We start from the raw sequence: 14,532 nt of genomic DNA on the forward strand, positions 1-14,532 counted from the left end.
AGGCCAGAACCGAACTCATGCATCTGCCCCCAGCCCTTACTTCCGCGCTGTTCTCCCATCTGTACACCGCCATCTGCGCCACTCTCCGCATTCGCGAGGAAAACCGCGCGGAAGTGGACGCCGTTCACGCCAGCGGAGAACGACTCATCTTCTGCCTCTGGCACGATGAGCTGTTTTCCCTCATTCCCATGGCGCGTCAGCTTCGCGTGGTGTCCATCGTCAGTCCCAGCAGCGACGGCGACATGCTTGCCCGCATTCTTGCCTCCAACAACGTGGGAGCCGTGCGCGGCTCCAGCACCCGCGGCGGCGTGCGCGCGCTGCTCAGCCTCGCCCGCATGATGAAGCACGAACAGGTTCACGCCTGCATTACCGTGGACGGCCCCGCCGGTCCGCGCCACAAAAGCAAGGAAGGTCCGCTTTTTCTGGCCAACCGCACCAATGCGCGCATCATGCCGGTGCGCATCTACGTCAAACACGCCCTGCGCTGCCCCACCTGGGATAAATTTCAGATTCCGCTGCCCTTTTCGCGCGTGATCATACGTTTCGGCCGCGCGTGGGGAGAAGGCACGAAGGAAGTGCCGGACATCGAACACACCACGCTGGCGCGCGCCAGAGAACGTCTGGACAGGGAGCTCCACGAACTGGCCGTGGGACTCATTCCGGGAGTCACGGCATGACGGGCGGAGAGCGTCTGCGTTTTCACCTGCTCTGCGGAGCGGGCCATGTGCTGCGTCTTTTCGGCTTTCCCGGCACGGCCGTGCTCGGCAATCTCACGGGCCGCCTCATCTGGCGCTTTCTGCCTTCGCGCCGCAATCTTGCCGTGAACAACATCATGAAGCATCTCGGCATGTCCCGGGAAGAGGCGGAACAGACGGCCAAAGCCAGCTTCTGCCACACCGGCCGCGCCTTTCTGGAAATTCTTCTCACCGGCAAATTCGGCATGAATTCGCCGAGGCTGCGCATAGCCTCGCCCGAGCTTATGCAGAAACTGCGCGAATGCGACCGCCCCATTGTGGCGGCCACCGCGCATTTCGGCTCCTGGGAACTGCTCGCCTCCATGCTCGGACAGCTCTATGCGCCGCCGAGACCGCGCATGGTGGTGGTGCGCCGATACCGCGACGAAGCCGTGCAGGCCTTCATCGCCTCCTGCCGCGAGGCCACCGGGGCCGACATGATTGGTCACCGCAACGCGGCCATGAGCGTCATACGCGCGCTGCACAAAAAGGGCATCGTCGCCTTTCTCGTGGATCACAACACCTCGCCTTCGGAAGCGGAATTTCTGCCCTTTCTCAACGAAACCGCGGCCGTGAACATGGGCCCCGCGCTGCTGGCCGTGCGGGCCAAGGCGCTGGTGTGGCCCGTGGTGCTCGTGAGGGAGAAGGATCATTACGTCTTTCATCTCAAGGAGCCGCTCGACACCGCCACGCTGGAAGGCAGCCGCGACGAGCAGGTGAAGGCCGCCGCGCTGTTCTACACGCAGGCCATCGAGAGCTTCATACGCGAACGGCCGGAGCAGTGGTTCTGGATGCACGACCGCTGGAAGACCAAGGAAAAAACATCCGCCGCTTCTCACGACTCCGCGGCCGGACAGGCATAACCGAACGGCGTTCCGAATACGGAACGCCGTTTTTCATGCCCTGCGCCCGCCTGAGCGATGCGCGGAGCCCCACAAGAACGCCCCCGACCTCGCCCTGCTCACAACAAAAACAAAGTTGCGCCCCTGGCCGTTGCCTGCTGCTCCGCAAAACGCAATTTTCCCCCGGACTCGTTCTGCCGCGCAGAAGAAAGCTCAAGTCATGCCTGTCCTGCGCACAGTCTTGTGCCGTCCGCAAGGCGTTCCGGCTGCGGCCCGGGGTTCCTCTCACCAGCCGCCGCCGAGCGCCACGCAGACCTGCGCCACGGCGGAAAGCTGCGCCGCGCGGCCTGCGGCAAGCTGCATCTGCGACGCGTACAGCGTGCGCTCCGCTTCCAGCACGTCGAGGTAGGGAGAATACCCGGACTCATAGCGCACTCTGGCCAGCTCCGCGGCCTTTTCCATGCGCGCGGCGGCATCGGCAAGACTTTTCACGCTGTCCGCCGAGCCCTTCTGCGCGGCGAGCGCGGAACGGATGTCGCTGAACGCCTGCTGCACGGAAAGTTCGTAGGCCGCGGCCGCAGCCCGCACGGCGGCCTCCGCCTGACGCACGCCGCTCACGGTGCGGCCGAACGTGAATATCGGCAGCGACACGCCGCCGCCGAAATTCCATGTGCCCGCCGCGCCGGAAAACAGCCCGTCCAGCTCCGTGCTCGACGTGCCCAGGCTGCCCGTCAGGCTGATGGACGGAAAAAACGCGGCCCGCGCCTCGCCCACCTGAAAATGCGCGGCGCGAAGCGAGGCTTCGGCGGAACGGATGTCCGGCCTGCGGGTCAGAAGTTCCGAAGGCAGCCCCACGGGAAGCTGCGGCGCGGCGGGGAGCTCGGCAAGCGGCGTTCCCCTCTTCGCCCTGCCGGAAAAAATTTCTTCCGGCGTCGCGCCGGTAAGCAGCAGAAGCGCGCCCTCGGCCTGTTCCAGACGGGTTTTCGCCTGCGCCAGACTGTCCTTCAAGGAATCCACCTGCGTGCGCACGTTGAGGATGTCGAGCTCGCTGATGGCTCCTGCGGCGTACTGCTTTTCATAAAGCGCGGCGGAACTCTCCCGAACCTTCAGCGTGCGCTCGGTCAGATCCCGCTGCTCGCGGTAGTTCAGCATGTCGAAATAGGCCGAGCACACCTGCCCCGCCAGAGAAAGCTCCATGGCCTGCGCCGCGTCTTCCGCCGAAAGCAGATTCTCCCGCGCCGCGTCCGCCGCGTTGCGGTATCTGCCCCAGATGTCGAGCTCCCACGCGGCCTGCACCGCGCCGCTCCACAGAGAATCCACACGCGAGGGCGCAGACACGCTCCTTGCGCCCTGCCCGTCCAGAGCGTCCACGCGATTCTCCAGCGCCCCGAGCTCGCGCACAAGTCCGTAGGAAGCCGACGTGTCCAGACTCGCCCTGGCCCGCTCGCCGCTCCCCTGCGCCGAAATCTGCGGAAAAAGCCCGGCCCGGGCCACCCCGAGCGCGGCGCGGGCGCTGTCCACCCGGGCCAGACTCTGCTCCAGATTCCTGTTCTGTGCGAGCGCCCGAGACACAAGATCGTTCAGCGCCTCGTCGTTGAAGCGCCGCCACCACTCCCGCGAAAGCTCGCCCGGCTCGGGTTTCGACTCGTCCCGCCCCCAGGAGGACGGCAGATCCTGTTCCGGCCGATGATACTCCGGCGCAAAGGAACATCCCGAAAAGAACAACGCCGCCATCAGCAGCGAAAGCATGATCCGCATGACGTTTCCTCCCTGGCGGGCGCGGTCCGCCTGTGAATCGTTCCTCAACACGGGGGACGCGACCTGCGCCGCCATCCCCGCTCTCCGACAGAATCGGCCGCCGAAGCCGACGTTTCCGGCGCGCCTCACCGGGCCTCCGATTTGAACATGCCGGAAATCTTTTCCGAAATGCGCATGACCAGCACGAAGAAATACGGCACGAGCAGCGGAGCCAGCACCGTGGCCGCCAGCATGCCGCACACCACGCTCACGCCGATGGATACGCGGCTTGCCGCACCCGCGCCGGAACTGAAGGCCAGAGGCAGACAGCCCAGAATGAAGGCGATGGACGTCATGATGATGGGCCGGAAACGGAGTTTTGCGGCCTCCACTGCGGCCTCTTCCAGGTCGCGCCCCTGATCGCGCAGCTCCACCGCGAACTCGATGATGAGAATGGCGTTCTTGCAGGCCAGGCCGAGCAGCGTGATGATGGCCACCTGCGTGTAGATGTCGTTGCTGAGTCCCACGAGCCAGTTGCCCAGAATGGCGCCGAACACCGCAAAGGGCACGGCCGAAATCACGGCCAGCGGCAGCGTCCAGCGTTCATACTGCGCAGCAAGAATGAGAAAGATCATGAGCAGGCTCAGGCCGAGCACGCCGAAATCCGTGCCGCCGGTTTCCACTTCCTGATACGTCACGCCAGACCAGGCGTAGGAATAGCCCTGCGGGAGCGAGGCCGCCGCCTTTTCCAGCGCCGCGATGGCCTGCCCGGAACTTGCGCCCGATGCGGGATTGCCCGTGATCTTGGCGGACAGAAGTCCGTTGAAGTGCGAAACCGTGGACGGCCCGCTGCTGGTTTTCACCGTCACCAGCGAGGTGAGCGGAATCTGACTGCCGTCCGACGCGGTCACGTAGAGCGAACGCATGCTGTCCGGCAGGCTGCGGTACGGGGCGTCGGCCTGCATCATGACCTTGAAGGTGCGGCCCGACAGGTTGAAGTCGTTGATGTAGGTGGAACCGAGGGTTGCGCCGAGCATGTTGTACACCTGCCCGCAGTCCGCGCCGGACATGACGGCCTTTTCCCTGTCCAGATGCACGAAAAGGCGCGGCGAATCCACGCTGAAGGCGCTGTTCACGCCCGCAAGTTCCGGCATTTTCGAGGCTTCCGCGGCAAAGCGGTCGGCCACGGCGGCAAGCTGCGCCGGCGTGCCCGAGGTGGTTTGAATTTCCATGTCGAAACCGCCGGTATTGCTCATGCCCATGATGGGCGGCGGATTGAAGGGCAGCACCAGACCGCGGCTCTCGCGCAGACCGAGCGCGTAGATTTCGCGCAGCGTGTCGGCAACGCCGAGTCCCGGCTTTTCGCGCTCGTTCCAGGGCTTCAGCTGAATGAACAGCGTGCCCGCGCTCGCATCCAGCGTGCTGTTCACAAGATCGTAGCCGGACAGACTCAAAACGTGCGCCACGGCGGGCAGCTTCCGCACGGCCTCGCTCACGCTGGTGACAAGCTCGCGCGTTTTGGGCAGCGCCGAACCTTCGGGCAGGGAAATGGTACACATGAGCGAGCCCTGATCCTCTTCCGGCACCAGCGTGGTGGGCACCCGCGTGAACAGCCACGCCGTGCCGAGACAAAGCACCACAAGAATGCTGCAGGAAATCAGCCCGTGCCTCAGAAAGAACAGCACAAGATGCGAAAATCCCTCGGTGACGGCGTCAAAGAAGCGGTTGAACCAGCGAAACGGCGCCCACGGCTCCCGGCGTTCCTTTTTCAGAAGCTGGAGGCACAGCGCGGGCGTGAGCGTGAGGGCCACCACGCCGGAAATCACCACGGCAATGGCGATGGTCACGGCGAACTGCCGGTACATGACGCCCGCCAGACCGCCGAGAAATCCCACGGGAATGAACACCGAACAGAGCACGAACACGATGGCGACCACGGCCGAGGTCACTTCGTTCATGGCCACGGCCGTGGCTCCCGCCACGTCGAGCCCCTCGGTGCGCAGCACGCGCTCCACGTTTTCCAGCACCACGATGGCGTCGTCCACCACCATGCCGATGGCCAGAACCAGCGCAAAGAGCGTGAGCGTGTTGATGGAGAAATCCAGAAGATACACGCCCGCAAACGTGCCCACCAGCGCGATGGGCACGGCCAGACAGGGAATGAGCGTGGCCCGCCAGTCCTGCAGAAAAAGATACACCACGGCGAACACGAGCAGCATGGCTTCCAGCAGCGTGCGCACCACCTCTTCCACGGAAAGGCGCACGAAAATGGTGGTGTCGTAGGGAACCACGTAGCCGAGCCCCTCGGGAAAATACCTCGACTGCTCCTCCATGTAGGCGGCCACGCGTTCGGCGGTGTTCAGCGCGTTGCTGCCCGGCGCCAGGAATATGGCCAGCGGGATGGCGGTGGCTCCGTCGATGGCGCAGGCAAAGTTGTAGCTTTCCGCGCCGAGCTCCACGCGGCCCACGTCGCGCAGACGCAGCACGCCGCCTTCCGGCGAGGCGCGGAGTATGATGTCGCCGAACTGCTCCGCCGTCACCAGACGCCCCTCGCCCTGAATCTGCCACGTCATGGTCAGCGCGTCGGAGCCGGGCTGACTGCCCACGCTGCCCAGCGAATACTGCGCGTTCTGATCGCTCACGGCCTGCGAAATGTCGCTCGTGCTCACGCCGAGCTCCGCCATGCGCGGCGGATCAAGCCATATGCGCATGGCGTGATCGCGGCTGCCTATGATCTGCGCCTGTCCCACGCCGGGCACGCGCTTGAGTCCGTCGAGCAGGTTCACGAGCGCGTAGTTGCTGAGATAGGTGGCGTCGTACATGCCGCCCTTGGAATACAGCGCCACGATTTCCAGAATGGCGGGAGAAAAGGTGTCCACGGTGACGCCGTACTGCCGCACGATTTCCGGCAGCATGGGCGTGGCCGCCTGCACGCGGTTGTTCACGTTCACCTGCGCCACGTCGGGATCCGTGCCCACGGCGAAGGTGACGGAAATCTGCATGGAGCCGCTGGAAGAGCTCACCGAGCTCATGTAGATCATGTCGGACACGCCGTTGATCTGCTCCTCGATGGGCGTGGCCACGGTCTGGGCGATGACCTCGGGACTCGCGCCGGGATACTGCGCGTTCACCGTGATGGTGGGCGGAATGAGATCGGGATACTGCGCCACGGGCAGCGCCCGGATGGACAGAAGTCCGGCCAGCACGATGAACACGGAAAGCACCATGGAAAGCACGGGCCTGCGCAGGAAAAAGCCCGCGCGGGAAGAAACCGGCGCGGCTCCGGACACGGGCGAAGAAGCGGAAACCTTGCTTTTGTTCTGCGAATCGTCACTCATGGCCTGCCTCCCTCACGGGAGCAGGAGCGTCTTCCACGCCGCCTCCCGTGGCGGCGGGCTGCGAGGATTCCGGCGTGTCGAGCGGATCGGGTTCCGGGCGCTGGATCATGAGCTCGGCGTGCACGGCGCTGCCCGGCGTCACCTTGTTCTGACCCTGCACCACGATGCGCTGCCCGGGTTTGAGCCCCTCTTCCAGAAGGAAGAAGCCGCCGAAGGCCGGGCCCAGCGTCACGGGAGCAAGCGAGGCTCTGTCGGCCTCGTCCAGCACATAGACGGCCGTGCCCTTTTCCGTCTGCATGAGCGCCTCCTGCGGAATCATGAGCGCGCCGACCAGTCGAGCCCCGCCCACGCGCACAAGCACGAACTGCCCGGGCAGGAGCTTGCCTTCGGGATTGGGAAAACGGGCCTTCGCCCGCACCGCGCTCGTGGAGGAGTCCACCTGCGTGTCGAGAAAGATCACCGAGCCCTGCCGGTCGTAGGACACGCCTTCCAGAAGACGCAGATCCGCGCTCGAACCTTCGCCGTAGCTCACCGCCCTGCCCTGCGATTCCATGTCGCGCATGGAAAAAAGTTCCACGCTCGGCACGGAGAATTCCACGTCCATGGGATCGCTCTGATTGAGGTAGGTCAGCGTGCTGTCCGTGCCCACCAGATTGCCCGTGCGGGTGACTTCGCGGCTCGTGTAGCCGGAAAAGGGCGCCGTCACGCGGCAGTAGCCGAGGCGGATGCGCGCGTCGTTCACCGCGGCCTGCGCCGATTCGCGCCGGCCCTGCGCGCCGCGCCAGGCCGCGTAGGCGCTGTCGCGCTCCTGACGGCTCACGGCGTTGGAGGCGTAGAGCTTCTGCACGCGGTCGTATTCCTTGCGGGCGTTGTCGAGCGTGCTTGCGGCGTCGGCAAGCTGTCCTTCCGCCTGAAGCAGCGCGGCCCGGTAGGGAGCTTCGTCTATCTCGAAAAGCACGCTTCCCTGCTTCACGAACGCGCCTTCCTGAAACAGCCGCTTCTCAAGAATGCCCGACACCTGCGGTTTCACCGCGGCGGAACGGCTGCCCGTGGTCTGTCCCATGAATGTGGCGTAGAGGGGCACGTCCATGCGTTCGAGTTTCACCGCCTTCACGAGCGGCGGCGGAAGGCTCGCCCCGGCGGACGACTTTTTGCCGTCCTCATCGCAGGCGACAAGAGAAAGACACAGCAGCGCAGCGCCGCAGGCTCGCAGGATATTCATGAGCTCTCCTCCTGACTGTGAACGTTCCGCCCGGCGCTTCCGCGGGCAGCGCCCTTTTCGACGCGATCGGAAGGGCGCATTGACAAAAGCCCGGACGAACGTAGATTATGGCAATCTCCTTTCTCTTAATACGGCGATGAAAAGCACGCCATGAGGTTCTGTATGAGTCCTTTTATTCTTCGCGGTTTCCTTATCGGCAGTTCCGTCGGCATCTTTGCCGTGCTCCTCGGATTCGTGAACACGGCGGAAGGCATCGTGTTCGGCTCCACCATGGGACTGCTTGCCGGACTCACCTCCGGAAAACTTTATGAAAAAAGAATGCAGGACAAACGGAATCAGAAGAAATAACGCGCGCAGTCCTCAGCCGGACGCCGGACTTTTGCGGCATCCGCGCACGAGGCACGCCGCATGCACGGCGCACCCCGCATTGTCTGCAACGAAGCGGAGGTGCTTTGCGCCTGCACTCCTGTGCAAACACGACAAAAGGGCGGCGGAGCCGAAACTCCGTCGCCCTTTCCTGTTTTTTCATGACCTTGCCGCCCATTGCTGCGGCTCAAAAATTTCCCCTCAGCACAAGCGAGGGCACGAAAGACTCTTTGCCGGAACCTCAGCGCACGGGAGAGGCCTTGAGCGAATGCTTCAGGGCCTTGTCTATCTTCACGTCCACGAACTGCCCGGGACGCCCTTCGCCTTCGGGCATGCTCACGTTCACCATGTCGCCCCAGGGATCGCGGCCCTGCCACTCGTTGCCGCCCTCTTCCTGCCGATGGCTCGGCCCTTCGAGCAGCACGTCGGTCTCAAGTCCCACGCGGGTGTGCAGCCACGCTTCGGCGCGCTCGTTCTGAAGGCTCTGGAGCCGGTCAAGTCTCTCAAGCTGCACTTCGTGCGGAATCTTGAACGGCATGGCCGACGCGCGCGTGCCCGGCCTGTCGGAATAGCAGAAGGAAAAGCTCGACATAAAGCCGCAGCTGTCTATGGCTTTCAGCGTGTCTTCAAATTCCTCCTCCGTTTCGGAAGGGAAGCCCACGATGAGATCCGTAGAAAGCGCAATGTCGGGTCTTGCCTTTCGCAGCGCCTCCACCACGGAAAGATAGCGCTCCATGTCGTAGCCGCGGCCCATCTTTTTCAGCATGGAGTCGGAACCGGACTGAAGAGGCAGATGCAGCCTCGGGCAAAGCTGCGGAAGTTCGGCGAACATATCAATGGTTTCCTGAGAAAAATCGCGCGGATGCGCCGACACGAAACGAATGCGCCGCAGCCCCGGAATGGCCGCCACCTGACGCAGCAGCTCGGGGAAGCTGGTGCCGTCGCCGCTCTTGTCGTTGCCGAACACGTTGACGTTCTGACCGAGCAGCGTGATGTCGCCTGCGCCGCGCGCCACCCAGGCGCGGCATTCATCGAGCACGGCCTTCGTGGAGCGCGACTTGCGGGGGCCGCGCGTGTAGGGCACGATGCAGTAGGCGCAGAAGTTGTCGCAGCCCTGCATGATGTTCACGTAGGCCACGGGCGTGACGCCGTCCTGTTCAGGGCGACCCGCCGCGTCCACAAGGCAGGGATCGCGATCGGGAAACACGTCGGTGAAGTCCAGAAAAGAAAGTTTCAGCCTGGGCTCGTTCAGCAGACGCACGAAGGCTCCGGGCACGGAGGCCACGCCGTCGCTGCCCGCCACCAGACGCACCTGCGGATGACGGCGCATGAGCTCTTCGCCGAGCTGCTGGGCCACGCATCCGGCCACGCCCACCACGGCGCGCGGATTGGCCCGCTGCACGCGGCCGAGCGCGCTGTACACCTTCTGTTCCGGCTTCTCGCGCACGGAACAGGTGTTGAGAAACACCACGTCGGCCTCCTCCAGCGGCTTTTCCTCAAAGCCGAGCCGCATGAGCGCGCGCTCCACCCACTGGGAATCGTTGACGTTCATCTGACAGCCGAACGTAATGCAGTGAAATCCGGGCTTGCCCATCCTTGTCTCCTGAAAAACCGCTCCGGAAGGAACGTTCGCTTTTCGGACGGCGCTCCTTCCGACTCAGCCGTCCTCATTGATTCCAAACACAGATCCCGGCCCGACATTCCAGCCGCCCGCGTTGCCGCATCCTGAGAGAACGCCTCTTTGCGCCCTGCCGCAGGCCGTCGCGGCCGACATGAGAATCCGAGCGCTCCCGAGCAATATGCAGAGCTTCCCCGGCCCGGGCCGAGGCGGCCCCCCCGCCCTTCGCCGCCCACAAGGCAGGCAACGCGCGCCTTCGCTACATGCCGAAAAAGCGGCGTGCGTTGTCGCCCGCAAGCGTCCAGAGTTCCGCCGTACTCATGCCGAGCTCTCCGGCCAGACATTCCGCCGTGAACACGCAAAGCGCCGGTTCATTGGTCTTGCCGCGCCACGGCACGGGCGCCAGATAGGGACAGTCCGTTTCCAGCATGATCCGCTCCGGCAGCACGGCGTGCAGCGCCTCGCGCACCTCGCCGTTGGCCTTGAACGTGGACGCCCCGCCGAAGGCGATGTGCCATCCGCGATCCATGATCTGCTTCGCCCTCGCCGCGTCGCCGCCGAAACAGTGCCACAGCAGCGGTCTGCCCGGCATGTCCTCGTCGTCGAGAATGGCGAACATCTTGTCCCACGCGTCGCGGGCATGAATGACCACAGGCTTGTCCAGTTCCTTCGCCAGCCGGAGCTGTCTGCGGAACCACGGCTCCTGAAGCGCGGACGGAGAATAGCCTTCCTCGTAATGATAATCCAGCCCTATTTCCCCGATCGCCCGCACCAGCGGATCGTTTTTCACCGCATCAACAAGGTGTTCCCATTCCTCCTCGTCGGCGGCGAGCACGTCTTCGGGATGCAGACCGCGGGCAAAGCAGATGTCCGGGGCCTTCGGCAACGCGGCTGCGGCGTCGAGAATCGCGCTGCGGTTCGCCGCGTAGCGCTCGTGCTGAAGAAACATGTGAACAATGAGCGATACGCCGGAAGAGGCGGCGCGCTCCAGCATGCCGGAAAGATCGGGCAGAAGGCGCTCGTCGTCGAGATGCGCGTGACTGTCCGCGCCGGTGAAGGGCAGGCCGAGGCTCTGCGGCAGCGGCCTGTTCTTGGGTGAAGACATGGCTTATTCCTGTGTCCGGGCCGCGAGTTTGCGCTCCACGTCGCGCCACACGGCTTCGGGGTCGATGTTCTTCATGCAGGCAAAATGCCCCTTCGGGCACGTCTTGTGTCCGTGCAGTCCGCAGGGGCGGCAGGACAGCTCCGTCTCAATGACGGTGCTCTCCCTTCCGCGCGGCGCAAAGCCGAGCGCCTGCACCGTGGGGCCGAACAGCGCCGTCACCGGCGTGTGCTGCGCCCAGGCAAGATGCATGGGGCCGGAATCGTTGGTCACGTAGTCGTCCAGACGGCCCAGCACGGCGGCCAGAGAAAGCAGCGACGTTTTGCCCGAAAGATCGAGAAAACGGGGCTCGTCCCCGCGAACGCCCGCAAGACTGCGTACCTTCGTGGCGGTTTCCTCTTCGCCGGGGCCCGCCAGAAGCACGACGTTCACGTTCCGCTCCAGCGCCCGGCGCAGGATAAAGGCAAAGCCTTCCGGAGTCCAGCGCTTGGTCGGCCACACCGAACCGGGATGCAGGCCTATGGTTCGGCCCTCGGGCAGCGGCGAAAGCAGCGCCCTTGCCTCTTCCACGGCGCGGGGCGGCAGCGAAAGCTCGGGCCAGCGCAGCGTTTCGTCGTCCAGCACGGCGCGGGGCACGTCCAGAGCTTCCGCGAGAAGCAGCAGACGCTCTATCTCCTGAAGTTCATGGAAACGGCGGCCGACGCGGCGCGTAAAGACGAAGCGGGAAAGCGCGGCCTCGGCATAGCCCACACGCACCGGCGCGCGGCCGGCCCACGCCATGTACGAACTGCGAAGGCTGAGATGCGCATCCACCCAGATGTCGTAGGCGCGCTCCGCAATGCCGCGGCCCTCACGAAACATCGCGGCCAGTCCCTTGTCCTTTCCGCGCTTGTCGCAGGAGAACACGCGGGAAATCTCGGGCTGCGCCTCGTACAGGGAGGCCAAGCCGCCGCGCACGTAGAAATCCAGCTCCGCGTCGGGCCATGCGGCCTTGAGCACGCGGATGAGCGGCAGCGTGAGAACGGAATCTCCGAGAAACGCGGTGTTCCAGACGGCGATGCGCATGACGACCTCAGCAGATGCGGGGCAGCTGCGCCCCTTCCAGCATGGAAAGAAGTCTTGAGCCGCCCATGAAGGTGCGCAGCTGCACGCAGGGCTTTTCCGCAGCCGTAATGCGGCCGATGATCGCGGCCTCGGCGCCGAATTCGCACGACTTCATCACGTCGAGCGCCGCCTGCGCCTTTTCCCCGGGCAGAATGCAGATGAGCTTGCCCTCGTTGGCAAGATAGAGCGGGTCCAGACCAAGCACGTCGCAGCCTGCACGCACGCACTCATGCACGGGCACGGCGCTCTCCTCCACCACGCAGCCCACGCCGGACTGCTCGGCTATTTCGTTGAGCGTGGTGGCAAGGCCGCCGCGCGTGGGATCGCGCAGCACGTGAATGTCGCCCACTTCCGTGATGAGCCGCTCCACCATGCGATTCAGTGGCGCGCTGTCGCTCGCTGCGTCCGCAGCAAAGGAAAGGCCGTCGCGCCTTGCCATGACGGTGAGCCCATGATCGCCCATGGAGCCGCTCACGAGCACGGCGTCGCCGGGGCGGGCCGCATGTCCGGAAGGCGCAGGCGAGGCGATCACTTCCCCCACGCCCGCCGTGGTGATGAACATCTTGTCGCACGCGCCCCTGGGCACCACCTTGGTGTCGCCGGTCACGATGTCCACACCGGCCTTCTTCGCGGCGCGGGCCATGTCTTCCACCACACGCTCAAGCACGTCGAGCTCCAGCCCTTCCTCTATGATGAAGGCGCAGGAAAGATACCGGGGACGCGCGCCCAGCATGGACACGTCGTTCACCGTGCCGTGTACCGCCAGAGAGCCGATACTGCCGCCCGGGAAAAACAGCGGCGTCACGGTGTAGCCGTCGGTGCTCATGGCCACGGGCCCCTTCAGATCAAGCAGGGCCGCATCGTCCATGCGGCGCAGAATGCCGTTGTCGAAATGCCGGAGAAAAACATCGGCAATAAGCCGCTGCGACGCTCTGCCGCCGCTTCCGCTGTCGAGAAGAATCTTCATGGCTGGCCCTTGGAAAAACAAAGAAAATTCAGGCCCGAAAGGCCCGGACCTTCCGCCCCGAACGCGCGGCGGAAAGTCACATGCAGGGCGCAACCCTAGCACAAATCCGGGCAAAGGGAAACGCCCGGGCCCCCGCCCTTCTCGGGAGGGAGTCCGGGCGTCGCACGAACCTGGAGCAATGTCGAATAAACGGAGCGGCCTTTCCGAGGCGCTCCGAATGGGGCGGGATGTCGAAGAACGACGTTCCTTACAGACGCGAAGCGTACACGGCAGCGATCTGCTCTTCCGAGAGCGGCACATAGTTGTTGCGCAGAAGTCTCTGCTGCGTGGCAAGCACGCTGGCGGCAAATGCGGGAACTTCGTTTTCCGTCATGCCGTATTCGTGCAGACGCTTCAGCGGAAGAATGGCCGACAGCAGATCGCCAAGCCTGTCGAACGCTTCGTCCTTTCCGCAGTCGAGCAGCGACGCCAGAAACGCTTCCAGCTCCGCAAGACGGCCGTCGTTTCTGACTGCGCGGTAAGCCTTCAGCACCGCCACGAACACCGAATAGTTGGACTCGCCGTGCGGCACGTGATAGGTGCCGCCGAGCGGATAGCTCAGCGCATGCACGGCGGCGCATCCTGCCGTGCCGAAGGCCAGTCCCGCAAAGTTGCTGGCAATGAGAAAGTCCTTCATGAGTGACTCGCGGGCCTGCGGGCCGTCGCGGCGGATGACCTGATAACCGCGCAGAATCATTTCCATGGCCTTCACGCTGAAAATGTGGGTGTAGGGCGTGGCGCGGGGAGAAAGCGCCGACTCCACGGCATGCACCAGGGCGTCGATGGAACTGGTGGCGAACACGCCGTAAGGCAGACTGGAAAGCAGCTCGGGCACAAGCACGGCCTTCGAGGCGAACATGGCGGGAGACACCAGGCCCATCTTGGTGCCCAGCGTCGTTCTGTTGAGAATGGAAATATTGGTCACTTCGCTGCCCGTTCCGCAGGTTGTGGGCAGAATGATCAGTTCGCGCCGCGCGGAAAGATTGGCCATGTCGCGGTACAGATCGTCCACACGGGCGCCTTCCGGAGCCACGGCCAGCACCTTGGCGATGTCGATGATGGTGCCCCCGCCCACGGCAATGACGCGGCGGCAGCTTTTGCCTTCTATGCTCTCAAGAATGGCGTTCACCATGACGTCGGAAGGTTCGCCTGCTCCGAACGCCTCCTGATACACGACCGACGCCGGCAGATTCATGGAGCCGAAAAAGGGCTCGTAGATGTACTTGTTGGTCAGGATGATATCGTCGGCCGAAATGCGGAACTGTTCCGCGAATTCACGGCAGGTGTCGAAGTAATGAAGTTCCGGTTTGAACTGTAGCTGCAGCATGATTTCCTCCTGCGTTGATATGCAAACCATGCCCCGTGTTTTGCACGTTCCGTGCCATATGAAATTTTATTTTATTTTTCAGCGTATTAGTACAAACAAGCCTTGAGAGCTTCTCCCTCATTTGCATATTCGCAAA

The 14,532-nt window shown here is 64.0% G+C and carries 11 protein-coding genes; 3 read left to right on the forward strand and 8 right to left on the reverse strand.

The window, feature by feature from the left end; translation table 11 throughout:
• Positions 1-17 precede the first annotated feature (17 nt).
• Both Q0K02_RS04790 and Q0K02_RS04795 read left to right on the forward strand, forming a co-directional pair.
• Positions 18-677 (forward strand): lysophospholipid acyltransferase family protein, encoded by a 660-nt coding sequence (locus tag Q0K02_RS04790; RefSeq protein ID WP_294485538.1) that lies wholly within the window; start codon positions 18-20, stop codon positions 675-677.
• Positions 674-1,597, forward strand: coding sequence for an acyltransferase (locus Q0K02_RS04795; RefSeq protein WP_294485540.1), 924 nt, complete (start codon positions 674-676; stop codon positions 1,595-1,597). Before Q0K02_RS04790 ends, Q0K02_RS04795 begins: the two co-directional genes overlap by 4 nt.
• Positions 1,598-1,861: 264 nt before the next feature.
• Here the strand turns inward: Q0K02_RS04795 and Q0K02_RS04800 are convergent, their stop codons facing one another.
• The 3 genes from Q0K02_RS04800 to Q0K02_RS04810 all read right to left on the reverse strand — a co-directional run bounded on the left by Q0K02_RS04800 (position 1,862) and on the right by Q0K02_RS04810 (position 7,873).
• Entirely contained in the window at positions 1,862-3,334 is a 1,473-nt protein-coding gene (locus tag Q0K02_RS04800) for an efflux transporter outer membrane subunit (RefSeq protein WP_294485542.1), read from the reverse strand.
• A 125-nt stretch (positions 3,335-3,459) separates the two neighbouring features.
• Positions 3,460-6,651 carry a multidrug efflux RND transporter permease subunit gene (locus Q0K02_RS04805; protein WP_294485543.1) on the reverse strand — a complete coding sequence of 1,064 codons (3,192 nt, stop codon included), beginning with the start codon at positions 6,649-6,651 and terminating at the stop codon, positions 3,460-3,462.
• Positions 6,644-7,873: an efflux RND transporter periplasmic adaptor subunit gene (locus Q0K02_RS04810; RefSeq protein ID WP_294485545.1), complete on the reverse strand. Its 1,230-nt coding sequence runs from the start codon at positions 7,871-7,873 to the stop codon at positions 6,644-6,646. The genes Q0K02_RS04805 and Q0K02_RS04810 overlap by 8 nt, the downstream gene beginning before the upstream one ends.
• Positions 7,874-8,035: 162 nt before the next feature.
• On the opposite strand from Q0K02_RS04810, the gene Q0K02_RS04815 reads away from it, so the two are divergent.
• Positions 8,036-8,221 carry a hypothetical protein gene (locus tag Q0K02_RS04815; protein ID WP_294485547.1) on the forward strand — a complete coding sequence of 62 codons (186 nt, stop codon included), beginning with the start codon at positions 8,036-8,038 and terminating at the stop codon, positions 8,219-8,221.
• Between the two features lie 259 nt (positions 8,222-8,480).
• Here Q0K02_RS04815 and miaB read toward each other — a convergent pair whose 3' ends face one another.
• From miaB to Q0K02_RS04840, 5 genes are all read right to left on the reverse strand, one after another.
• Positions 8,481-9,833, reverse strand: coding sequence for a tRNA (N6-isopentenyl adenosine(37)-C2)-methylthiotransferase MiaB (gene miaB, locus Q0K02_RS04820; RefSeq protein ID WP_294485549.1), 1,353 nt, complete (start codon positions 9,831-9,833; stop codon positions 8,481-8,483).
• A gap of 283 nt (positions 9,834-10,116) precedes the next feature.
• Positions 10,117-10,962, reverse strand: coding sequence for a TatD family hydrolase (locus Q0K02_RS04825; protein WP_294485551.1), 846 nt, complete (start codon positions 10,960-10,962; stop codon positions 10,117-10,119).
• A 3-nt stretch (positions 10,963-10,965) separates the two neighbouring features.
• Complete coding sequence (locus Q0K02_RS04830) at positions 10,966-12,024, reverse strand: glycosyltransferase family 9 protein (RefSeq protein ID WP_294485553.1); 1,059 nt, start codon at positions 12,022-12,024, stop codon at positions 10,966-10,968.
• Between the two features lie 7 nt (positions 12,025-12,031).
• Positions 12,032-13,030 (reverse strand): hydrogenase expression/formation protein HypE, encoded by a 999-nt coding sequence (gene hypE, locus Q0K02_RS04835; protein ID WP_294485555.1) that lies wholly within the window; start codon positions 13,028-13,030, stop codon positions 12,032-12,034.
• Between the two features lie 247 nt (positions 13,031-13,277).
• A complete protein-coding gene (locus tag Q0K02_RS04840; RefSeq protein ID WP_294485556.1) occupies positions 13,278-14,396 on the reverse strand; it encodes a 4-hydroxybutyrate dehydrogenase in 1,119 nt (372 codons plus the stop codon).
• Positions 14,397-14,532: the final 136 nt, after the last annotated feature.

Origin of the sequence: uncultured Mailhella sp., from assembly GCF_944324995.1 — a bacterium.
Lineage (GTDB): Bacteria > Desulfobacterota > Desulfovibrionia > Desulfovibrionales > Desulfovibrionaceae > Mailhella.